General features: G+C 58.5%; 24 protein-coding genes. 13 read left to right on the top strand and 11 right to left on the bottom strand.

What is annotated here, in order from left to right:
* Window positions 1-41 precede the first annotated feature (41 nt).
* Together uraA and ACF8MC_RS11620 are read left to right on the top strand one after the other, a co-directional pair.
* Window positions 42-1,331 (top strand): uracil permease, encoded by a 1,290-nt coding sequence (gene uraA / locus ACF8MC_RS11625; protein WP_021504398.1) that lies wholly within the window; start codon window positions 42-44, stop codon window positions 1,329-1,331.
* Window positions 1,332-1,439: 108 nt separating this feature from the next.
* On the top strand, window positions 1,440-2,090 hold the full coding sequence (locus tag ACF8MC_RS11620) for a DUF421 domain-containing protein (protein ID WP_164105171.1): 651 nt from the start codon (window positions 1,440-1,442) through the stop codon (window positions 2,088-2,090).
* Between the two features lie 36 nt (window positions 2,091-2,126).
* On the opposite strand, the gene ACF8MC_RS11615 is transcribed toward ACF8MC_RS11620, so the two are convergent.
* Window positions 2,127-2,375: a GlsB/YeaQ/YmgE family stress response membrane protein gene (locus tag ACF8MC_RS11615; protein ID WP_033635514.1), complete on the bottom strand. Its 249-nt coding sequence runs from the start codon at window positions 2,373-2,375 to the stop codon at window positions 2,127-2,129.
* A 33-nt stretch (window positions 2,376-2,408) separates the two neighbouring features.
* Window positions 2,409-2,924, bottom strand: a complete 516-nt coding sequence (locus ACF8MC_RS11610; protein WP_049233030.1) for a hypothetical protein — start codon at window positions 2,922-2,924, stop codon at window positions 2,409-2,411.
* Between the two features lie 272 nt (window positions 2,925-3,196).
* Between ACF8MC_RS11610 and hda the strand changes: the two genes are divergently transcribed.
* Window positions 3,197-3,898: a DnaA inactivator Hda gene (hda, locus tag ACF8MC_RS11605; protein WP_025159568.1), complete on the top strand. Its 702-nt coding sequence runs from the start codon at window positions 3,197-3,199 to the stop codon at window positions 3,896-3,898.
* A 7-nt stretch (window positions 3,899-3,905) separates the two neighbouring features.
* Here hda and ACF8MC_RS11600 read toward each other — a convergent pair whose 3' ends face one another.
* From ACF8MC_RS11600 to ACF8MC_RS11585, 4 genes are all read right to left on the bottom strand, one after another.
* Window positions 3,906-4,451, bottom strand: a complete 546-nt coding sequence (locus tag ACF8MC_RS11600; RefSeq protein WP_041036242.1) for an AlpA family transcriptional regulator — start codon at window positions 4,449-4,451, stop codon at window positions 3,906-3,908.
* A 13-nt stretch (window positions 4,452-4,464) separates the two neighbouring features.
* Window positions 4,465-4,695: a hypothetical protein gene (locus tag ACF8MC_RS11595; RefSeq protein WP_033644019.1), complete on the bottom strand. Its 231-nt coding sequence runs from the start codon at window positions 4,693-4,695 to the stop codon at window positions 4,465-4,467.
* A 200-nt stretch (window positions 4,696-4,895) separates the two neighbouring features.
* Window positions 4,896-5,249 carry an arsenate reductase (glutaredoxin) gene (arsC, locus tag ACF8MC_RS11590; RefSeq protein WP_033648817.1) on the bottom strand — a complete coding sequence of 118 codons (354 nt, stop codon included), beginning with the start codon at window positions 5,247-5,249 and terminating at the stop codon, window positions 4,896-4,898.
* A gap of 20 nt (window positions 5,250-5,269) precedes the next feature.
* Window positions 5,270-6,739: a M48 family metallopeptidase gene (locus ACF8MC_RS11585; RefSeq protein ID WP_033635508.1), complete on the bottom strand. Its 1,470-nt coding sequence runs from the start codon at window positions 6,737-6,739 to the stop codon at window positions 5,270-5,272.
* Window positions 6,740-7,078: 339 nt separating this feature from the next.
* Between ACF8MC_RS11585 and ACF8MC_RS11580 the strand changes: the two genes are divergently transcribed.
* Together ACF8MC_RS11580 and ACF8MC_RS11575 are read left to right on the top strand one after the other, a co-directional pair.
* Window positions 7,079-7,618 (top strand): Rrf2 family transcriptional regulator, encoded by a 540-nt coding sequence (locus ACF8MC_RS11580; protein WP_103830247.1) that lies wholly within the window; start codon window positions 7,079-7,081, stop codon window positions 7,616-7,618.
* A 159-nt stretch (window positions 7,619-7,777) separates the two neighbouring features.
* A complete protein-coding gene (locus tag ACF8MC_RS11575; protein WP_060443651.1) occupies window positions 7,778-8,986 on the top strand; it encodes an NAD(P)/FAD-dependent oxidoreductase in 1,209 nt (402 codons plus the stop codon).
* 34 nt (window positions 8,987-9,020) lie between these two features.
* Here ACF8MC_RS11575 and ACF8MC_RS11570 read toward each other — a convergent pair whose 3' ends face one another.
* A complete protein-coding gene (locus ACF8MC_RS11570; protein WP_033635506.1) occupies window positions 9,021-9,482 on the bottom strand; it encodes an Lrp/AsnC family transcriptional regulator in 462 nt (153 codons plus the stop codon).
* Window positions 9,483-9,675: 193 nt separating this feature from the next.
* On the opposite strand from ACF8MC_RS11570, the gene ACF8MC_RS11565 reads away from it, so the two are divergent.
* Window positions 9,676-10,293 carry a LysE family translocator gene (locus ACF8MC_RS11565; RefSeq protein ID WP_060388346.1) on the top strand — a complete coding sequence of 206 codons (618 nt, stop codon included), beginning with the start codon at window positions 9,676-9,678 and terminating at the stop codon, window positions 10,291-10,293.
* A 20-nt stretch (window positions 10,294-10,313) separates the two neighbouring features.
* Here the strand turns inward: ACF8MC_RS11565 and ACF8MC_RS11560 are convergent, their stop codons facing one another.
* A complete protein-coding gene (locus tag ACF8MC_RS11560) occupies window positions 10,314-10,766 on the bottom strand; it encodes a GNAT family N-acetyltransferase (RefSeq protein WP_164105172.1) in 453 nt (150 codons plus the stop codon).
* A 392-nt stretch (window positions 10,767-11,158) separates the two neighbouring features.
* On the opposite strand from ACF8MC_RS11560, the gene ACF8MC_RS11555 reads away from it, so the two are divergent.
* Both ACF8MC_RS11555 and ACF8MC_RS11550 read left to right on the top strand, forming a co-directional pair.
* On the top strand, window positions 11,159-12,241 hold the full coding sequence (locus ACF8MC_RS11555) for a YncE family protein (protein WP_060423107.1): 1,083 nt from the start codon (window positions 11,159-11,161) through the stop codon (window positions 12,239-12,241).
* A gap of 56 nt (window positions 12,242-12,297) precedes the next feature.
* Window positions 12,298-14,493, top strand: coding sequence for a TonB-dependent siderophore receptor (locus tag ACF8MC_RS11550; RefSeq protein ID WP_164105173.1), 2,196 nt, complete (start codon window positions 12,298-12,300; stop codon window positions 14,491-14,493).
* Between the two features lie 72 nt (window positions 14,494-14,565).
* On the opposite strand, the gene ACF8MC_RS11545 is transcribed toward ACF8MC_RS11550, so the two are convergent.
* Complete coding sequence (locus ACF8MC_RS11545; RefSeq protein WP_033648813.1) at window positions 14,566-14,778, bottom strand: hypothetical protein; 213 nt, start codon at window positions 14,776-14,778, stop codon at window positions 14,566-14,568.
* Between the two features lie 854 nt (window positions 14,779-15,632).
* Between ACF8MC_RS11545 and ACF8MC_RS11540 the strand changes: the two genes are divergently transcribed.
* Complete coding sequence (locus ACF8MC_RS11540; protein WP_033635501.1) at window positions 15,633-16,709, top strand: AI-2E family transporter; 1,077 nt, start codon at window positions 15,633-15,635, stop codon at window positions 16,707-16,709.
* A 43-nt stretch (window positions 16,710-16,752) separates the two neighbouring features.
* Here ACF8MC_RS11540 and bcp read toward each other — a convergent pair whose 3' ends face one another.
* Both bcp and ACF8MC_RS11530 read right to left on the bottom strand, forming a co-directional pair.
* Window positions 16,753-17,217 (bottom strand): thioredoxin-dependent thiol peroxidase, encoded by a 465-nt coding sequence (bcp, locus tag ACF8MC_RS11535; protein WP_033635500.1) that lies wholly within the window; start codon window positions 17,215-17,217, stop codon window positions 16,753-16,755.
* Window positions 17,218-17,219: 2 nt separating this feature from the next.
* On the bottom strand, window positions 17,220-17,825 hold the full coding sequence (locus tag ACF8MC_RS11530; RefSeq protein WP_369783268.1) for a glycine cleavage system transcriptional repressor: 606 nt from the start codon (window positions 17,823-17,825) through the stop codon (window positions 17,220-17,222).
* A gap of 110 nt (window positions 17,826-17,935) precedes the next feature.
* Between ACF8MC_RS11530 and dapA the strand changes: the two genes are divergently transcribed.
* The 4 genes from dapA (at window position 17,936) to ACF8MC_RS11510 (ending at window position 21,843) form a co-directional block, all read left to right on the top strand.
* The gene (dapA, locus tag ACF8MC_RS11525) at window positions 17,936-18,817 is read left to right on the top strand and encodes a 4-hydroxy-tetrahydrodipicolinate synthase (protein WP_043147806.1); all 882 of its coding nucleotides are present in this window, start codon (window positions 17,936-17,938) and stop codon (window positions 18,815-18,817) included.
* Between the two features lie 16 nt (window positions 18,818-18,833).
* Complete coding sequence (gene bamC / locus ACF8MC_RS11520) at window positions 18,834-19,886, top strand: outer membrane protein assembly factor BamC (RefSeq protein WP_033648812.1); 1,053 nt, start codon at window positions 18,834-18,836, stop codon at window positions 19,884-19,886.
* A 170-nt stretch (window positions 19,887-20,056) separates the two neighbouring features.
* Window positions 20,057-20,770 (top strand): phosphoribosylaminoimidazolesuccinocarboxamide synthase, encoded by a 714-nt coding sequence (purC, locus tag ACF8MC_RS11515; protein ID WP_164105174.1) that lies wholly within the window; start codon window positions 20,057-20,059, stop codon window positions 20,768-20,770.
* A 209-nt stretch (window positions 20,771-20,979) separates the two neighbouring features.
* Window positions 20,980-21,843: a neutral zinc metallopeptidase gene (locus tag ACF8MC_RS11510; protein ID WP_033635497.1), complete on the top strand. Its 864-nt coding sequence runs from the start codon at window positions 20,980-20,982 to the stop codon at window positions 21,841-21,843.
* Window positions 21,844-21,848 lie beyond the last annotated feature (5 nt).

Genomic DNA, 21,848 nt, shown 5'->3' with positions numbered 1-21,848 from the left:
GACTAAAACCTATAAAACCAATAAACCGAGGAAAAGCACACATGACCCGTCGCGCCATCGGCGTCAGCGAGCGCCCGCCGCTGCTCCAGACCATTCCGCTCAGCTTCCAGCACCTGTTCGCCATGTTCGGCGCCACCGTGCTGGTGCCTATCCTGTTCAAGATCAACCCGGCGACCGTGCTGCTGTTCAACGGCATCGGCACGCTGCTGTATCTGTTCATCTGTAAAGGCAAGATCCCGGCCTACCTCGGTTCCAGCTTCGCGTTTATCTCGCCGGTGCTGCTGCTGTTGCCGCTTGGTTACGAAGTGGCGTTGGGCGGTTTCATCATGTGCGGCGTGCTGTTCTGCCTGGTGGCGCTGATTGTGAAAAAGGCCGGCACCGGCTGGCTGGACGTGATGTTCCCGCCGGCGGCGATGGGGGCGATCGTCGCCGTCATCGGGCTGGAGTTGGCGGGCGTGGCGGCCAACATGGCGGGGCTGCTGCCGGCGGAAGGCACCAGCGCCGATTCGACCACCATCACCATTTCGCTGGTGACGCTGGCGGTCACGGTGCTCGGCTCGGTGCTGTTCCGCGGCTTCCTGGCGATTATCCCGATCCTGATCGGCGTGCTGGTGGGCTATGCGCTGTCGTTCTTCATGGGCGTGGTGGATTTGACTCCGATTCGCGAGGCGCACTGGTTCGCGCTGCCGACCTTCTACACTCCGCGCTTTGAGTGGTTCGCCATCTTCACCATTCTGCCGGCGGCGCTGGTGGTGATCGCCGAGCACGTCGGCCACCTGGTGGTGACCGCCAACATCGTGAAGAAAGATCTGATCCGCGATCCAGGGCTGCACCGCTCGATGTTCGCCAACGGTATCTCGACGGTGTTCTCCGGCTTCTTCGGCTCTACGCCGAACACCACCTACGGTGAGAACATCGGCGTGATGGCCATCACCAAGGTCTACAGTACCTGGGTGATCGGCGGCGCGGCAGTGTTGGCGATCCTGCTGTCCTGCATCGGTAAGCTGGCGGCGGCAATCCAGGCGGTGCCGGTGCCGGTGATGGGCGGCGTTTCCCTGCTGCTGTACGGTGTGATCGGCGCCTCGGGCATTCGCGTGCTGATCGAGTCCAAAGTGGATTACAACAAAGCGCAAAACCTGATTTTGACCTCGGTGATCCTGATCATCGGCGTGAGCGGCGCCAAGGTGCATATCGGTGCGGCGGAGCTGAAAGGCATGGCGCTGGCGACCATCGTGGGTATCGGCCTGAGCCTGCTGTTCAAGGTCATCAGCCTGTTCCGCAAGGAAGAAGAGGTGCTCGACGCGCCGGACGAACCGGCGGAGCAGAAGTAACGAAAAGGGCAGCCCAGGGGCTGCCCTTTTTACTCGTATTTCTGCCTTTACATCCGTTGGGATAAAGTAGCTGATAGCATTAACAACATCGATTAAAAGGAAAAGGATATGGAGTACTACGGATATATTTTGCTCAAATTTGTTATTGGCTTTGTCATTGTTATCACCCACTTGAACCTGTCCGGAAAGACCCAGCTATCGCAAATGACCCCTGTGGATTTTATCGGCAACTTTGTGCTCGGGGGCATTATTGGGGGCGTTATCTATAGCGATAGCATCCCCTTGTACCAGTATGTCGTTGTACTGCTTATTGGTGTAGGGCTAATTTCTCTGTTGAATGCAATCAGTAAACACTGCAACTTCTTTCGTTCGGTCACTATCGGCAACCCGATACCAATTATAAAAAACGGCCGCTTTTTAATGGAAAATATTTTAGCCAAGAAAAATAAAATCGATATCTTGAACGTTTCCTCACAGCTGCATGCGCAGGGGATTCACGCTTTTCAAGAGATTGTCTATGCGCAAATTGAGCCGGGCGGTCAGATCACCGCGGTATGTGAGGGAAATGAGCTGCTTTCGATTATCATTATGAAAAATGGCAGGGCCAGGCCTTATGAGCTGCAGGAGATTAATAAAGATGAGGAGTGGTTGAGCCAAACTATCCGTGAACACGGTATAGAGCCGAAAGATATTTTTATTGCTGAGTTTTGGGACGGGAGAACTGCGTTCATTCTTAATGACGGACGCATGGTCAAATAGTGAAAAAGGGGGAGCCTCAGCCCCCCCAATATCATATTAGCTGCGAATTTTGCGGTACACGAACAGCACCACGATAGCGCCGATGACCGCCACCACGAAGCTGCCGAAGTTGAAGCCGTCAACCTTGCCGTAGCCGAAGAAGGTGCTGATATAGCCGCCGACCACGGCGCCGATGATCCCCAGCACGATGGTCAGGATAAAGCCGCCGCCGTCTTTGCCGGGCATGATCCACTTAGCCAAAATACCGGCGATCAGGCCGAAGATAATCCAGGAAATAATCCCCATTTACTGCTCCTTTCTTTTGTGGCTGAGAATAGCTTACTGCTGGGTGGCCGGCTGCGTATCGCCGTTCACCGCCGCATCGGTCTCTTGTTTCAACTCTTGCGCTTTGTTTTCGGCGCTGCTCTTGATGGCTTCGGTCTTCGCCTTGGCCTGCTCGGTCAGATCGTTAGCGCCGTTGATGGCGTCGTTTTTGATGACCTTGGCCTGATCCACCAGCTGCTGGCTTTGTTTGCCTGCGTCATCCTTGATCGCGGCGGCCTTGGCCTTGGCGTCGTTGGTGATGGCGTCCGCCTGTTTGGCAGCTTCATCTTTAATCGCCGAGGCTTTGTCTTTCAGCTGGTCAGCCTGGGTGGCGGCCTCTTTTTTGATTTCATCCGCCGTTGCTTTCGCTTTGTCCGTCAGATCGTCCGCTTTTTTCTGGGCGGCGTCTTTCATCTGCTCGGCGCTGTCTTTGGCTTTATCCAGGTTGGCGTCAACCTTGGACGAGTCATCACAGCCGGCAACCAACAACCCGATAAAGGAGGCCAACAGCACTTTATTCCATACTTTCATCGTCTATATCCTTGCAGAAACCTTGTTGATGGTGATTGCATTTAGCCTACCTATACTAGGTCAGATTTTACTTAAATTACAAATTTAACCTGCGCAGGCATGGAGTTAGGGAATGATATCGGACAATTCTTGCCTTGGCGGACACCGCAGCCGATCAAGCGGCGCTTAGGCATTGCTCACTATTGCGGCATAAGATCCTGCCGGTTCAACAGCGCCCGTTTTCTGTGTTAAACTGCCTACGTTTTTCTGCCAGTTTTGGTTGAGGTGCTTCTCTGAATACGCCGGCACAGCTTTCACTGCCACTTTATCTTCCCGATGATGAAACTTTCGCCAGTTTTTATCCGGGCGAGAACCCATCCCTATTAGCCGCGATCCAATCCGCCGTCCGTCAGGAACATGGCAGCTATATCTATTTTTGGTCGCGTGAAGGCGGCGGGCGCAGCCATCTGCTGCATGCGGCCTGTGCCGAGCTTTCGCAGAAGGGCGAGGCGGTGGGCTATGTGCCGCTCGACAAGCGCGCCTACTTCGTGCCTGAAGTGTTGGACGGCATGGAGCAGTTGGCGCTGGTTTGCATCGACAATATTGAATGCATCGCCGGCGACGAAGAGTGGGAGATGGCGATCTTCAACCTCTACAACCGCATTCTGGAAACCGGCCGCACCCGTTTGTTCATCACCGGAGATCGCCCGCCGCGCCAGCTGAACCTGCGTTTGCCGGATCTGGCTTCGCGCCTGGACTGGGGGCAGATCTACAAGCTGCAGCCGCTGTCGGACGAAGAGAAACTGCTGGCGCTGCAGCTGCGTGGCAAACTGCGCGGCTTCGAGCTGCCGGAAGACGTGGGCCGCTTCCTGTTGAAACGGCTGGATCGCGAGATGCGCACGCTGTTTATGACCCTCGATCAACTCGATCGTGCCTCGATCACCGCCCAGCGCAAGCTGACCATCCCGTTCGTTAAAGAGATCCTGGGGCTGTAGCGAGCCATCAAACCTGTTTTTCTGCATGTTCCAGCAGGGAGCTGTAGTGCTCAACCTGCTGGCGTTGCCGATCGCTTCGCAGTTGCAAAGCGAGATTGATATGTTCCAGACACTGCGCATTGTCTGCAAGCCGTGGGTCGATTTTCCCTTGTTGCGCCAACCAGGCCGCCACGTCAGCCCAGCGCCATAACGGTGAGGTGCCGCCGAGCCGTTGAATGGGGGAAGGGAAGCCGCCGGGGCCGCGAGTCCCGTCTTTTAGCATCGCGATCGCCTGACGCGACAGTTCAGTGAGCTCGGCAATATCGCTTAATCCCACCAGGCTGGAGTCTACCGATATCACCTTGGCGCCAATATTTGCAGACTCAATATCACTGATGGCGCTGCAAATCGCGTGCGCAAAGTTATCGCTTTCTCGATCGAACTCCAGGTAGACGGTTTTACCGTAGAAACAGATCAGCGCGTCATCGCATCCCGCTGCATGCAGCGCATCCTCCAACCCGGTGGTATCCGCGGTCACTCCATCTAGCGTCAATGAGAAATGAAAGAGCGTCATGGTGATTCTCCGGTTATTTTTTCTGCGACAGCGCCAGGCAGTGATCGACTTTGCGCCGAATCTGTTTGGCATGTACCTCTGGATTTTTCGGCGTGCTCCAGATGCTCATCATATGTTCTTGATGTCCGGCAAAGGCGCAATGCAGTCGTCCAAATGCGTGCCCTTTGCTGGGGCGAAAATGCCATCCCTGAGAAAGGGCGTAAGCTAATGCCGCCTGGATATGCTTGTCTGGGTGTTTTTTCATCGCTCGTCCAGTGATGCGATTAGGGTAGTGGGGGTGTTGACGGTTGTCAACGCCTGTCTTGCCGTGAGGCTCGGCATTTGTGCAGCATAGCAACAGGATAAGTTGAGGATGATGAAAAGTATTTATATAACAAACAATTAAAAATAGCCCTGTTCAGGGCTATTGGTATGTTACGGCTCAATAAGAGGCGGGTTGACCGTTTACAAAATCTCCAGCACCTGCTCCGGCGGCCGGCCGATGCGCGCCTTGCTGCCTTTCACCACGATCGGGCGTTCGATCAGTTTCGGGTTCGCCGTCATCGCCGCCAGCAGCTGTTCTTCGCTCAGGCTGTCGTCCGCCAGCTTCAATTCCTTGTACAGGTCTTCTTTCTTGCGCATCAGATCGCGCGCCGATGTGAAGCCCAGTTCCTTCAACAGCTTTTTCAGCTCATCGGCCGACGGGGGCGTTTCAAGGTACAGCACCACCTTGGGATCGACGCCGTGCTGTTCCAGCAGCGCCAGGGTTTCACGGCTCTTGGAGCAGCGCGGGTTATGGTAAATCGTGACGTTTTTCATGGCGTTCATTCCTTGTTGCATCAGCTGCGCTGGTATTGGCGGAAGCGCTGTTGCAGTTGGCGCAGCTGGTCGATGCGCGCATCGTAGCGCGCCTGTTTCAGGCTGCCGAGTTTCTGCAGCGAGCTGGCATTGCTGAGCAGGCCGATGGCCTGATCGAGCCGGCCGGTCAGCGCCAGGCTTTCGGCGCGGGCCGACAGTTCTTCATCGCGCAGCCCTTGGGCGGCGCTGGCCTGCGCCAGCAGATCCCAGCCGTTCGGATCGTCCGGATGGGCAAAGGTGTAGCGGTTCAGGATCTTCGAGGCCTGCGCCGGCTGGTTGCCTTCGACATAGGCGTTGGCCAGGTTGAGCTGCAGCACCGGGTTGTTGCTCTGGGCGGCGTTGGCCGCCTGCAGCCGGGCGATGGCCTGCGGCGCGCGTTTCTGGCCGAGATCGATGTCGGTCATCAGGTCGATCAGCCAGACGTTTTTCGCATCCTGCGCCAGCATCGGCTGAATGATGTTGCGCGCGTCGTCGTATTTTTTCGCTTCATAGAACAGGATGGCGCGGCCGTATTTGGCGGCCGCCTGTTCGCGCACATTGCCCTTGCTGAGCGAGCCGAGCAGCTCTTCGTTCAGGCCATAGCCCTCCGAACTGTACATGCCCAGTGCGCGCACCTTGGCCATCAGGTAATCCTGCGAAGACTGCACGATGTGTTTCGGCATCTGGTTGGCGCGGTTGCGCGCGTCGGAAAGGCGGCTGTCCGGCAGCGGGTGCGTCAGCAGCATTTCCGGCGGTTTGGAGGCGTAGCGCGACTGATCCGAGAGCTTCTGCAGGAAGTCGGGCATCGCTTCCGGATCGAATCCGGCACGCTGCAGCACTTGAATGCCGATGCGGTCGGCTTCCTGTTCGTTCGACTGGGTAAAGCTGATCATGCCCTGCTGGGTGCCGGCCAGGGTGCCGCTCAGCGCCGCCATGCCCATAGTCGGGTTGGCCATCGCCAGCAGGATGGAGCCGAGCGCGCCCACCCAGGTCAGCGGGGCGTTGCGCTGCTGATCTTCCATTGCGCGCGCCAGGTGGCGCTGGGTGACGTGCGAGATTTCGTGTGCCAGCACCGAAGCCAGCTGGCTTTCGTTGTCGCTGACGCGCAGCAGCGCGGAGTGCAGCACCACGTTGCCGCCGAAGAAGGCGAAGGCGTTGATCTCGTCGTTGCGCACCAGATAGAAATGGAACGGCGTGCGCACCGAATAGGCGCTGGCCACCAGCCGGTTGCCCAACTGGTTGATGTACTGGCTCAGCAGCGGATCGTTGATCAGCGGGGCGCTGGCGCGCAGTTGGCGCACGTAGAAATCGCCCATCGCCAGCTCTTGTCCGATGCTCAGGGTGCCGCCGGCGGAGGTGCCCATATCCGGCAACTGATCCTGGCTTTCCGCCTGTGCTGGCGCCAGGGCGGTGGCGTTCAGCGTGCCGAGCAGCAGCACCGCTAACGCGGTTTTGGTCAACCGGTTGGTCATAGTCAGGCGTTTCCCTTAAATAATCATTTCTAAGACGTCAGCAGCAGACAAGAGTTCTTTATTCCCGCGGCGCAATCCGCGCGAAAGTGCGGCGGCTCACAAACCGCGGCGGCGGCACCCATCACATCATAGTCAGCCGCAGGCGACAAGGAAACGTTAGCCGGGCGCGGATCGGGCAAAAAAGTTTTATTTTTCATTTTGAAGGGCGTTTTTTCGTCGCTGGCGGCATGCATTCCGAATAAAACACGGATCAACTTTGTCCGTGTTTTATTGACAAGAGAAACGCAGACTCATATAGTCTGCGTTATTGAAGATTCATTGACGGTCGAAAACGGACACATGGCGTACATCACAACCAGCGTTGAATATGGCATCCACTGCCTGCTGTGGCTGGTCGGCGATAACCAGCGCGCGCTCAGCAGCCGCGAACTCGCCGAGCTGCAAGGCATCTCCCCCAGCTTTCTGGCCAAGATTTTCCCCAAGCTGGAAAAGGCAGGGATCGTCGCCGCCAGTGAAGGGGTGCGCGGCGGTTATCGTCTGGCGCGCCCGGCGGACGAGATCAGCTTCCTGGAGATCATCGACGCCATTGAAGGGCACAAGCCGCTGTTCGATTGCCAGGAGGTGCGCGGGCGCTGTGCGGTGTTCGACGATTCCCCGCCGGATTGGGCGGTTTCCGGCAAATGTGCCATCCACGCGGTGATGCTGCAGGCGGAGAAAGCGATGCGCGACGCGCTGGCGGCGCAGACCCTCGGCGCCGTCGCGGCCCGCTTTGGCCGCAAGGCGCCGCAGGGCTTCTTCGGTGAGGTCACCCTCTGGCTCGACGAACGCATGACGGAACGCACCGCGCGCAGCGGCAAAACGGCGCGCGCCAAGACCTAACCACCGCCTTTCCTTAAAGCGAAACACACTTTTTCCCGCCTCTTCGGAAGGGGCGGGCGGGCCTTCTGCACCCTGTTACGGGAGCGGAACGGCATCGTTCATCCGAAAACTTGCGGGCAGCCTTATCGCCCGGTTAACCCTGTATGAAGGAGTCATCCCATGACGCAGAAAATAGTGATTGCCGGTTCCGGTTTTGCCGGTTTTTGGGCCGCCGTGTCCGCCATGCGCGCCATTAACATCGCCGGTAAGCATGACGATATCGAGGTGCTCATGGTTTCGCCGACGCCAACGGTCACCATCCGGCCGCGCCTGTATGAAGCGGTGCTGGAAAACATGAACCCGGACATTTCCGCGCAGCTCGCCGCCGTCGGCGTGCGCCACCTGGCCGGGACGGTAGAACGCATCGACGCCGCCGCCAAAACGCTCACGGTGGCGCAGGCGACGGGGGGATCCCTTGAGCTGGTCTACGACCGCTTGGTGTGGGCCACCGGCAGTCGGCTCTCCGTGCCTGCGGTGCCGGGCTTTGCCGAATACGGTTTCAACGTCGATACGCTGGAAAGCGCGCAGCGTTTGGATGCCCATATTAAAGCGCTGGCGGCCAAACCGTCGACGCCGGCGCGCAACACCGCCGTGGTGGTGGGCGCGGGGCTGACCGGGCTGGAGAGCGCGGCGGAGATGCCGCAGCGGCTGCGGGATGCGCTGGGCAAAGACGAGAACGTGCGCGTGGTGATCGTCGATACCGCGCCGGAAGTGGGCGCCGGGATGGGGGCGGAGCCGGGGGCGGTGATACGCCAGGCGCTGGCGGAGTGCGGCGTGGAAGCGCGGGCCGGTCTGCGCGTCTCGGCCATCGACGCCGAGGGGGTGATGCTGTCGAACGGTGAGCGCATCGCCGCCAACACGGTGATCCTGGCGGCGGGCGTGCGGGCGCATCCGCTGACCGAGCAGATCCCCGGCGAGCGCGACGGCAGCGGCCGGGTGATCGGCGACGCCTTCCTGCGCGCGCCGGCGGCGGCGGGCATTTTCGTGACCGGGGATACGGTGAAGGCGGCGACCGACGATCTCGGCAACCACAACCTGATGACCTGCCAGCATGCGATGAGCCTTGGCCGCGTGGCCGGCCACAATGCGGCGGCGGAGCTGGCGGGATTGCCGACGCACCCGTACAGCCAGCCGAAGTATGTGACCTGTCTGGATCTGGGGCCCTGGGGCGCGCTGTATACCGAAGGCTGGGATCGCCAGGTGCGTTTTACCCGTCAGGAAGGCAAAAAGATTAAGCAGGAGATCAATACGCAGTGGATTTATCCACCGGCGGCGGATCGCGAGGCGCTGTTCGCCGTAGCCAATCCGGATTTCGTGATTGTGCCTTAAAGAAGTCAAAACGGGAGCGGCAACGCTCCCGTCGTCATTTTCCCAGCGGCAGGAACGAGCGCTCCGGCACCACGGTCTTCATCACCAGCGTGGAGCTCAGGCGCTGCACGCCCGGCAAAGCGGAGAGTTTCTCGTCGTAAAGCTGTTGAAAGGCGGGCAGATCGCGGGCGATCACGTGCAGCAGATAGTCCGGATCGCCGAACAGCCGCTGCGCCTGCACCACCTGGGGAATGTCCATCATGGCGTTTTCGAAAGTTTCAACGGCGCGGCGATCGCCTTCGCGCATGGTGACGAACACCAGGGCGGAAAAGTTATAGCCCAGGCTGCCGGGATCGAGCTGGGCGCGGTAACCTCTGATCACCCCGGATTCCTCTAACGCCCGCACCCGGCGGTGGCAGGGGGATACGCTCAACCCGATCCGCTCGGCCAGCTCGGTCACCGACAAACGGCCGTCGGCCTGCAGTTCAGCAAGAATCTTGCGATCAATCTTATCCATTTAGAAGAATTTCCCCGCTTATGCCGATTTCAGGCAAGTAATTGAAAGCACATTTTAATCCCTTGAGGATATTCTTGCCATCTGTTGAACGGTTTTGACGGCCGCCGCGGCAGGCGGGGCCGTTCTCCTTCCACGAGGAAAGCGCAATGGTTCTCTGTTCGGTGTGGCGCAGCGCGTTTGAGAGGGCGGCGGTATGACGCTCGCTCTGTTCGCCGCTTTTTGGGCGGTATCGATTTTATTGGTGATCACGCCGGGTATGGATTGGGCCTATGTGATCTCGGCGGGCATTCGCGGCCGGGTGGTGGTGCCCGCCGTCGCCGGTTTGCTGTTTGGCCATTTGTTGATGATTGCGATCGTGGTGGCGGGCGTCGGCGCGCTGCTGATCGGCAACCCGCTGGCGCTGACGGCGCTTACCTTGCTGGGAGCGGCTTACCTCTTGTGGATCGGTTGCAACATGCTGCTGCACCCGCCGGTGCCCGGCGCCGGTGAAGATCAGCGTTCCGATTCCTGGCTGCGCTGGGCCGGCAAGGGCGTGTGCGTCAGCGGCCTGAACCCCAAGGTGTTTCTGCTGTTTTTGGCGCTGCTGCCGCAGTTTACCGACGCCCGGGCCGAATGGTCGGTGCCGATGCAGATGCTGGCGTTGGGCGTCGTGCATTTGATCAGCTGCGGCCTGGTGTATCTGCTGGTGGGATTCGGATCGCAGTCGGTACTGCGCACGCGCCCACAGGCCGCGAAGGTGGTGGGGCGCATCTCCGGCGCGGCGATGATCGTCATCGCCCTCGGGCTACTGGCCGAGCAGGCGCTGAAATAGCGCCTGGTCAGCGAAAACACCTATCGTCGGTAGATGTCCGGCCGGGCGATCTGCCAGACAAAGTCGGGGCGGTTGATGGCGCTATAGCCCACTTTTTCATAGAGCCAGGGGGCGGTGCTGGTGACCAGCATGACTCGCCGCAGCGTCGCCATCAGCGGATGGGCCTGGCAGCATTCCGCCAGCCACAGACCCAGCCCGCTTTTTTGGTACGTTTCCAGCACGTACACGTCGCACAGATAGCCGAAAGTGGCGTAATCGGTAACCAGCCGGGCGAAACCGATCTGCCTGGCGCCGTGATACAAACCGAAGCACAGGCTGTGGGCGAGGGACTGGCGGACGGTCTCTTTATCAATGCCTTCCGCCCATGACGAACGGGTCAGAAATGCATGGATGGCATCGAGCTCCAGCAGAGCGGGATCGGTGCTGACGAGATAGTCCGCACGCTGCCACTCCCGTGGGGCAGGGGTTGTCATGAGGGGGCTTCTCCTGTTGTCTGTTCGTTCGTTGTTAAGTGCCTGTACGCAGGGTGAGGCCGTTTATCGACGGTGTAAGGCGAGATAACCATGCACGGCACCGGGATCGATAGCTGGCGGATTGGTTTTGATAATACGAGATGTCGCCATGACTTTTAGAGAAGGAAGGAAAATAATTACGCTTGATTGCGTAAATAATAATGAGTATGTTTCTCATTCTCTTTGTTGTTCGCGGGCGCACGAAGGAGTTATTAGCCTGCATTAGCGTGATAGTTGATTCACAGGGAAACACTGAGACGCGCGGTGGCGCTCATTTCTCGTGATGAGAAAGCTCAAAACTAAACTGCAGAGCCCGCCGTAAACACCGTTTTGAATGGTCAAGGATTTCCCCGATGAAAATGAAAACCTCTGTGCTCGCCCTGCTGACGGGGATGGCGCTCAGCGGCTGCACGCCGCACCAAACCTCTTCCTCTTCCCCTGCCGTGCAACCTCTGGCGCAAGCGGCGCAATCCGACAGCATCGTCAAACGCCAACTGGCTTATGGCTTGTATGAAATGGCGCTGACGCCAGGGGGAGATGCGCTGTACGTCGCCAGTGCCGAAAGTTTTAAAGATGTACAGGGTGGCGTGGTCTATAAGCTGGACGCCAAGACCCTGAAAACCCTTGGCACGACGCATACCGATCTGAAAAATTTCGCCATGCAGGCCGCTGCGGATGGGAAAACCCTTTATGTCAGCAATTCGCTGGACGGCGGTATCAGCGCAATCGGCGCCGCCGACGGTAAGGTGAAAGGGCGTTTGCTGTTCAGCGAGCGCAATGAGAAAGGGTTGCCGTATGGTGCGCGCCAAATTCTGGCTCACGACAACACGCTGTATGTGGGGGCGGTGGCCGACCCGGCGCAAATTTGGGTGGTTGACGCTGAATCGCTCAAGCTGAAAACGCGCATTAAAAATACCGGCAAATGGATGACCGGCCTGCATTACTCCGAACAGACCCAACGCGTGTATGCCGCCAATGGCAGCGGCGAGATCCTGGTGATCAACCCGCGTTCCAACCGCATCGAAAAACGCTGGAAACCGTTGGGAGACCAACCCGCACTGCTGCTCAATATGGCGGAGGACGAGGCTACCGGTCGTTTGTTCGTCACCGACAACTCCAAGGCGAAGACCACGCTGGTCTTGGATATTCACACCGGGAAGTTATTGAAGCGGCTTGATGTGGGCGACTCTTTGGCTGTCGTTTTCAATCCACGGCGCAACGAAATTTACATCTCGCAGCGTGAATCCGGCAATGTGCTGAGCCTGGATGCGACGACCTATGCGGTGAAACAGCGCTGGCCGCTGCCGCCGAATCCAAACAGCTTGCTGCTGTCGGCAGACGGCCAGACATTGTTCGTTACGGTCAAACAGCCGTTTAACAAAGATCATTCCACTCAGGGGCCGGACAGCGTGGTTCGCATCGCGTTGAATAAATAAGCCCCATCGGCCCGGCGACGGGCCATTTAACTTTTATCCTCATTCATGAGTGAATTATGCACAACACCAGTACAACGAATTTCCCTTTACGTAAAACGCTGCTGGCGCTGACTATTGGCGCGCTGAGCCAGGGCGCGCTGGCCGCAGACGGCGGCGCCAAGAAAAGCCAGGAGGACACCCTGGTTGTCCGGGCCGAAAAACACGGCGATTTCAACTCCGGCGGCAATGATTTGGTTCCCGCCTATCTGGATGGACAGGTCGCCCACGGCGGCCGCCTGGGAATGTTGGGCGAACAGAAAGCGATGGACGTTCCGTTCAACGTCATAGGTTATACCGCGAAGCTGGTACAGGATCAGCAGGCGAAGACCATCGCCGACGTGGTCAGCAACGACGCGGGTGTACAGGCGGTGCAGGGGTACGGTAACTTCGCCGAAACCTATCGCATCCGCGGTTTCCAACTGGACGGCGACGACATGACGATGGGCGGGCTGCCGGGCGTGGTGCCGCTCCAGGTGATGGATACCCAGATGCTGGAGCGGGTGGAGATCTTCAAAGGGGCGAACGCCCTATTGAACGGCCTGGCTTCCAGCGGCGTTGGCGGCATGATCAATCTTGAACCGAAGCGGGCGGAAGAAACGCCGACCACCCAGATCGGCCTCGACTACACCTCCGATTCTCAGGTGGGCGGCACGCTGGATCTGGGCCGCCGTTTTGGTGACGACAACCAGTTTGGCGCTCGCGTCAACCTGGTGCACCGTGAGGGTGAAACGGCGGTTGAGGATGATAAGCGGCGCACGACGCTGGCATCGGTTGGGCTGGACTATCGCGGCGATCGTTTCCGTTCATCGTTGGACTTCGGTTATCAGAAAAAGACTTTCCATGGGGGAACGATGGGGGTCAACATCAGCGGCATCGATGTGATACCCGCGGTGCCTGACACCCGTAAAAATTACAGTCAGCAGTGGGGCTACAGCGATATCGAGAACGAATTCGGCATGGCGAAAGCGGAATATGATTTAACCCGCGACTGGAAGGCCTATGCCGGCTTGGGCGCGCAGCACGGCCATGAAACCGGTGTTTACAGCGCACCGAAGCTCATCAACGCCAACGGCGACGCCACGGTTGGGCGCCTGGACACCAACCGCATTATCGACGCTTTCAGCGGCATGGCGGGGCTTGAGGGCAAGTTCACGACCTGGGCGGTTTCGCATCGGGTCAACGTCGGCTATTCCGCGCAGATTAAACGCGACAAAACCGCGTGGCGCATGTCCGCCAACAATCCGACGACCAATATCTACGATAACCATGATGTCGCAATACCGGACAACGCCTATTTCGGCGGCAACTACAGCGATCCGCTGACCACGGCGCGTAACCGGACGCAGGGCTGGTTGTTCAGCGATACGTTGGGCTTTTTCGGCGACCGGGTGTTGTTAACGGCGGCGGCGCGCCATCAGAAAGTGGTGGTGCGTAATTACAGCAACGCCACCGGCCTGGAGGATACCGCCTCCCGTTATACGCAAAGCCGCTGGATGCCGACGTTCGGGCTGGTCTACAAGCCGTGGGAAACGGTGTCGCTTTATGCCAACCATACCGAGGCGTTGCAGCCTGGCGGCATTGCGCCGAAAGAGGCGGCTAACTTCGGGCAGAGTACCGGTATCGCCCGTTCCAAGCAAAATGAAGTGGGCGTGAAAGTTGATTTCGAACGCGTGGGCGGCTCGTTGGCGCTGTTTGAAATCAAAAAGCCGGCCACCATGATCGACAGCAACAACTACTACACGTTGAACGGCGAGCAACGTAACCGCGGCGTGGAGTTGAATGTATTTGGCGAACCGGCCTTCGGCCTGCGCCTTAACGGCAGCGCTACCTGGCTTTCGCCCGAGCTGACCAAAACCCAGGGCGGCCGTAACGATGGCAAAGACGCTATCGGCGTAGCGCACTTCTACGCGGTGCTGGGGGCGGAATACGATATCAGGCCGGTCGATGGCCTGACGGCGACGGCGAAAGTGAGGCATACCGGTTCGCAATATGCCGACTCCGCCAATACCAAAAAGCTCGATAGTTTCACGACCCTGGATCTCGGCCTTCGCTATCGCATGCGTTTGAATGAGGATCAAAATACGCTGGTATGGCGTGTGGGGTTGGACAACGTCACGAACGAGAAGTATTGGTCCGGCGTAGAAAGCAATGGCACTTACGTCTTCCAGGGACAGGCGAGAACGCTGAAAGCGTCGGTAACTTACGACTTCTAAGCGATACAGAAACGACGGCGGCCCACATGCGATGGGGCGCCGGTTTCTTCGTCACCGGGGGAGCGTTTTTCACTATGACCGATGGGTGAGCACGCTGATCAGATCCAGCGCGTCGTCCGCCGCCGCGATTTCGCTTTCGCTGAGCGCCTGCCGTTCGATGAAGCTCTCGATGGCTTCCAGCAGGGAGAAGACGCTGATTTCATCCCCTATCTTCACGACTTCGCAAACGCCACGCCCGATCGCCAGACAGATGGCTTCATCAAATTCACACGGTTTGCTGTTCATCTTTTTTCCCCTACGGCGTTTGGGATGATATCGGCCATGCTACCGGTTTTTGCCCGGCGGCTGTCTGACGAAAATCTCATTTTTTCGTTGATGCTGGCGGGCCCACGATCGCGTGCAGTGGCGAAATTCTGATTTCCTCACCGTGGCCAAATTTCCCTTGTGACCGCCGTGCCGGCGCGGTATTGTCGCCAAATGACGACAATACCGCCTCATTGTCCGCATAAAAAATTCATGACGTTATCATCCCTTCATCCCGCTGCCGTGCGGGATTTTTTTATGAGGTTTATCTCAAAGTGCGGATAACCTCGACGCGATCGCTTGCCATGCTCTGGGAATAATCCTAGCTTGAAATAGTCATTTAGGGTTAGCAATCCCTCATGACCTCCTTGTAACACTTGATGCACCAGAACGTTTTCTCCCCCGCTGCGGCGGGGGTTTTTAATGGCGTGCATCAGAAAAGGCCGCAACGCAAGAACCGACAGAGTTCGTGACGATAATCAGTTTAAGCATCAGGGGATGGGAAAATGAAAAATGATTTGGCGGCGGCGATCGCGATTGGCTGTGTGCTGTTGTTCGCATTGGCGGTCGGTTCGCCCCTTTCTATCGGTACCTCGCTGTAATCTTCCGCGGCCCCGTTCGGGGCCGCTCACCGCGCCTGTCGCCGCGTCTGCGGATTTTTGCGCCGATCGCCTGCCCACGCGATAAAATCAGCCAAATTGCGGTTGATGTATGGCGAACTTTGAGTACTCTGAGTGCTTTGCACACCTCGCGTGCGCCCGTTCTATCTATGCTTTAATCACGCCCATCACAGGAATCGCCATGCCCGCCCGTCAAACCTCGAGGAGCCCGCTCTGATGCTGGAGATGTTATTACAGTGGTACCGCCGCCGCTTCACCGATCCGCAGGCTATCGCGCTGCTGGTGATCCTGGTTGCCGGCTTCCTCATTCTCTATTTTCTGCACGGCATTCTGACCCCGTTGCTGGTCGCCATCGTGCTGGCCTATCTGCTGGAGTGGCCGACCGCGCGCCTGCAGCGCATCGGCTGTTCGCGCACCTGGGCGGCGAGCATCATGCTGCTGGTGTTCGCGGGCGTCGCCATGCTGCTGGTGTTCGTCGTCGCGCCAACCGCCTGGCAACAGGGCATCAATCTGATGAGCGATCTGCCGGGCATGCTCAACCAGTTCTATAACTTCGCCGCGACGCTGCCGAAGCGTTACCCGGCGCTGGTGGATGCCGGCATCATCGACATGATGGCGGAAAACCTGCGCAGCCGGCTGTCCGGCATGGGCGAGTCGGTGGTGAAATTCTCGCTGGCGTCGCTGGTCGGCCTGCTGACGTTGGCTATCTACCTGATCCTGGTGCCGATGATGATGTTCTTCCTGCTGAAAGACAAAGAGCAGCTGCTGAACGCGGTGCGCCGCGTGCTGCCGCGCAATCGCGGCCTGGCGGGGCAGGTCTGGAACGAGATGAATCAGCAGATCACCAACTACATTCGTGGCAAGGTACTGGAGATGGTGATTGTCGGCGTGGCGACCTACCTGGTGTTCGCCGTGCTGGACATGCGCTATTCGCTGCTGCTGGCGGTGCTGGTGGGCTTCTCGGTGCTGATCCCCTACATCGGCGCGGTGCTGGTCACCATACCGGTGGTGGTGGTGGCGCTGTTCCAGTGGGGCGTCGGCGCCGATTTCTGGACGCTGATCGTCGCCTATCTGGTGGTGCAGGGGCTGGACGGCAACCTGCTGGTGCCGATCCTGTTCTCCGAAGCGGTCAACCTGCATCCGCTGGTGATTATCCTTTCTGTGATCGTGTTCGGCGGGATGTGGGGCTTTTGGGGGGTGTTTTTCGCCATTCCGCTGGCGACGCTGGTGAAGGCGGTGATTCACGCCTGGCCGGATGAACTGCGGGTCGAGGTGGAAGACGAGGCCGGCTGAGAGGGAATAACGAAGCGCAGCAGGCCGCTGCGCTTCGTGAGATTTACTGCTGCAGGTAGTTCAAAACGATGTCGTGGTGATTGGTGGTTTTGAAATCATCAAACACTTTTTCAATCTTGCCTTTGGCGTCGATCAGGAAACTGATGCGGTGAATACCGTCGTAGGTCTTGCCCATGAAGGTTTTCTCGCCCCACACGCCAAACTGTTGCGACACTTGATGATCTTCATCAGACAACAGCGTGAAGTTGAGCAGCTCCTTTTCGGCGAAGCGCGACAGTTTTTCCGGTTTGTCGGTGCTGATGCCCAGCACTTCGACGCCGGCCTTTTTCAATTCGTCCATGTTGTCCCGCAGGCCGCAGGCTTGCACGGTGCAGCCCGGCGTCATCGCCTTCGGATAGAAGTAAACCAAAACTCGCTGTCCCTGGAAGTCGGCCAAATTAATTTCCTCACCGTCCTGGTCAGGCAAACTAAATTTCGGCGCTGTGTCACCGGCTTTCAATGGGCTCATCACTACTCTCCATCTTTCTCGTCATGCTGTGGATAGTTCACCACGCTAATACTGCCTTGCGCGTTCAATTCTGTACATAGGCGATGGAAGGCTTGCTCAATATTTGAGGCGTCCCGATCGCCGGAGCTGTGGGCGGTGATTTGGATATACAGCTGCGGCGGCAGGTCGCCGTCCGCCGGCTGCGTGCGCGAGACCAGTTCGGCGATATTCATCTGGCTGGAGTCGAACAGATCGGTAAAGCGTTCGATGATGTGCGGCGAGTCCTTCACTTCCACCTGCACCCACACCGTGGCCGGCATCGGCGGCCTTTCGTGCGAGTTTGTGCGCTTCATCACGATCAGCAGATCCAGCTCCGCGCCTTTTTGCGGCAGGGTGGATTCGATCAGGGTGATGGCGTTCCAGCTGCCGGACAGCAGCATGATGAACGTGAACTCCTCTCCCAGCATGGCCAGACGGCTATCTTCGATATTGCATCCGCAACTGCTGACGTGGCGGGTGATGGTATTGACGATTCCGGGGCGGTCGGCGCCGAGCGCGGTAATCACGAGATAGTGTTCGTCTGACTGAGGCAAAATAGCGCTTCCTGTCGTGCTTAATGGGGTTACCATGGTAAACATAAAAAAAACCGCCTGCCAAGCGCTTACAACGCGGTTGTGCGCTTGCTTTTGGATAGGCAGCAAAAGTACCATGAGTGACTTGTTTGTGGAGGGGACGGCCAATGTTTACGGGAAGTATTGTTGCACTGGTTACGCCGATGGACGACAAAGGTGCTGTCGATCGCGCGAGCCTGAAAAAATTGATCGATTATCATGTAGCCAGTGGCACCGCGGCGATCGTTTCCGTAGGGACCACCGGCGAGTCCGCAACGCTTGCCCATGACGAGCACGTTGACGTGGTGCTGCAGACGCTGGAGCTGGCCGACGGCCGCATTCCGGTGATCGCCGGCACCGGCGCCAACGCCACCGCCGAAGCCATCGCGCTCACCACCCGCTTCGCCAACACCGGCGTGGTGGGCTGCCTGACGGTCACGCCGTACTACAATAAACCGACGCAGGAAGGGCTGTATCAGCACTTCAAGGCGATCGCCGAGAGCACCGAGCTGCCGCAGATCCTGTACAACGTGCCTTCGCGCACCGGCTGCGACATGCTGCCGCCGACCATCGCTCGGCTGGCGAAAATCAAGAATATTGTTGCTGTAAAAGAAGCGACGGGGAACTTAAGTCGCGTTAGTCAGATCCAAGTGCTGGTTGACGATGAAGACTTCATTTTGCTGAGCGGCGACGACGCCAGCGGGCTGGACTTCATGCAACTGGGCGGCAAAGGGGTGATTTCCGTGACGGCCAACGTGGCCGCGCGCGAGATGGCGGAACTTTGCGCGCTGGCGGCGCAGGGCAAGTTTGCCGACGCGCGCCGCTTAAATCAGCGCTTGATGCCGTTGCATCAGGATCTATTTGTAGAAGCAAACCCAATTCCGGTGAAGTGGGCCTGTAAGGCGTTGGGATTGATGGCAACCGATACGCTGCGTCTGCCGATGACGCCGTTGAGCGAAGCCGCCCGCCCGGTGGTGGAGCGCGCGCTGAAAAGCGTCGGTTTGCTGTAACTCTAAGGGAAATTTGATGGCTTATTCATTGCAAAAGTCGACGGTAGCAAAAGTAGTGGGCATCTCTTTGGTGATGATGCTGGCGGCCTGCAGCAGCGATCAGCGCTACAAGCGCCAGGTCAGCGGCGACGAGGCCTACCTCGACGCGGCTCCGCTCAAGGCGCTGAACGCGCCGTCCGGCATGATCCTGCCGGTGCAGAGCGGCAACTATGACGTTCCCGCCACGACGCTGCAAGGCAACGTCGGCAAGCAGTTGGACATTCGTCCGCCGGTGCAGCCGTTGGCGCTGCTGAGCGGTTCACGCGCGCAATACGCCGGCGACAGCGGCACGCTGCTGCTGGAAAACAGCCCGCAGAACCAGAACCTGTGGTCGCGCGTGGTCAGCCTGCTGCAGGCGAAGAACATCGCGATCGCTTCGCGCCAGGACGCCGGTCAGACCCTGACCACCGACTGGGTGAAGTGGAACCGTCTGGACGAAGACAACCAGTACGAAGGCCGTTATCAGATCAGCGTGCAGCAACAGGGCTACCAGCAGGCGCTGGTGGTGAAAAGCGTTGGCCTGCAGCAGCAGGGCAAGACCGAACAGGTGACCGATCAGTCTGAGATCCAGCGCTACAACGGCATGATGATCAACACCCTGATCGAAGGCCTGGACAAGCAGGACAACCTGGCGAGCAGCCAGACCGCCAGCCGTTTCGGCGCGCTGGACGTGCAGAGCGGCGCCGATGACACCGGCCTGCCGATGCTGGTGGTGCGCGGCCCGTACACCGTGGTGTGGGATCGCCTGCCGCCGGCGCTCGAAAAACTGGGGATGAAAGTGGGTGACCGCAGCCGTCCGCAGGGCACCGTCGCCGTGACCTACAAGTCCCTGAGCAGCAGCGATTGGGATGCGTTGGGCGTCAAGGATCCTGAACTGGCGGAAGGGGATTACAAGCTGCAGGTCGGCGATCTCAACAACCGCACCAGCCTGCAATTCATCGATCCGAAAGGCAAACCGCTGACCCAGTCGAAAAACGACGCACTGGTGGCGGCATTCCAGTCTGCCTTCAGTAAAACCAGCGTTAACTAATCGAAAAGGGGCTTCGGCCCCTTTTTGTTTTGTCTATACGGTATCGTTTGCGTCGCAGGTTTGGCACAATAGTGCCCGGCACGCCAAAGAATTCATTAGGTCAATTCTATACCCCCTAATTTCGGGCCGCGCTCGGGAGACATCGGGGATACATCACTGGAGTAAGTAAGATGCAAAAGCTAGCTGAGCTGTATCGCGGAAAGGCAAAAACCGTTTACACCACCGAGAATCCCGATCTGTTGGTGTTGGAGTTCCGCAACGATACGTCAGCACTGGATGGTCAGCGCATTGAGCAGTTCGATCGCAAAGGCATGGTGAACAACAAGTTCAACCATTTCATCATGAGCAAACTGGAAGAAGCCGGCATCCCGACCCAGATGGAGCGTCTGCTGTCCGACAACGAAGTGCTGGTGAAAAAGCTGGACATGGTGCCGGTGGAATGCGTGATCCGCAACCGCGCCGCCGGTTCGCTGGTGAAGCGTCTGGGCATCGAAGAAGGCCTGGTGCTGAACCCGCCGCTGTTCGATCTGTTTCTGAAAAACGATGCCATGCACGATCCGATGGTCAACGAATCCTACTGCGAAACCTTCGGCTGGGTGAGCAAAGCGCATCTGGCGCGCATGCGCGAGCTGAGCTACCGCGCCAACGACGTGTTGACCCAACTGTTCGACGACGCCGGCCTGATCCTGGTCGACTTCAAGCTGGAGTTCGGCCTGTTCAACGGCGAAGTGGTGCTGGGCGATGAGTTCTCGCCGGACGGCAGCCGCCTGTGGGACAAAAACACCCTGGACAAGATGGACAAAGACCGTTTCCGTCAAAGCCTGGGCGGCCTGATCGAAGCCTATGAAGAAGTGGCGCGCCGCATCGGCGTGAAGCTCGGCTAAGCGTCGGCACCGCCATTCGGGGCGATCCGGCCGGATCGTCCCGCTATTCTGCGTTTTTCCAGAAAATTTCTACATTTCCTCTGCGGCAGACCATTTATAATAATGGATGCGAGATGACTAAAACCTATCCCACTCAGGCTTGAAGCTGCCTTTGCGCTTACCATCGCGGCGCAACTTCAACGAGCAGGGGAAATATCTGGAGTATATTTATGCGTTGGCAAGGGCGTCGGGAAAGTGACAATGTTGAGGATCGTCGCGGGCAATCTTCAGGTTTGGGCGGCGGCGGCTTCCGCGTGCCGGTGCGCGGCAAGGGCGGCATCGTCATTCTGGTGGTGGTGCTGGTGGCCGGCTATTACGGCATCGATCTGTCGCCGCTATTGAACGGCGGTAACGTTGCGCCGCAGGGGCAACAACAGAGCGCCAACATCAGTCCGAAAGATGATGAGCTGGCCAAATTCACCTCGGTGGTGCTGGCCTCGACCGAGGACAACTGGAAAGAGATTTTCCAGCGCATGGGCAAAACCTATCAACCGCCGAAGCTGGTGATGTATCGCGGCGTGACGCGCACCAGCTGCGGCACCGGTCAGGCGGCAATGGGGCCGTTCTACTGCCCGGGTGACAGAACGGTGTATATCGATCTGTCTTTTTATCAGGACATGAAAACCAAGCTGGGCGCCGGCGGTGATTTCGCTCAGGCCTATGTGGTGGCGCATGAAGTCGGCCACCACGTGCAGAACCTGTTGGGCATCGAGCCCAAGGTGCGCCAGATGCAGCAGGGTGCCAGCCAGGCGGAAGTGAACCGTCTGTCGGTGAAAATGGAGCTGCAGGCGGACTGTTTCGCCGGGGTGTGGGGCAAATACGCCGAGAAGCAGCAGATGCTGGAAGAGGGCGATCTGCAGGCGGCGCTGAATGCCGCGCAGGCGATTGGCGACGATCGGTTGCAGCAGCAGAGTCAGGGCCGCGTTGTGCCGGACAGCTTCACTCACGGTACCTCGCAGCAGCGCTACACCTGGTTTAAGCAGGGCTTCGACAGCGGCGATCCCAATACCTGCAACACCTTTGCATCCCGTTAACGCCT

This window comes from Serratia sp. LACPHL-BACT-2024-00286, assembly GCF_043109535.1.
Lineage (GTDB): Bacteria > Pseudomonadota > Gammaproteobacteria > Enterobacterales > Enterobacteriaceae > Serratia > Serratia sarumanii.
Note: the sequence above shows the minus strand (reverse complement) of the source record. Positions and strands in the feature narration are given on the sequence as shown.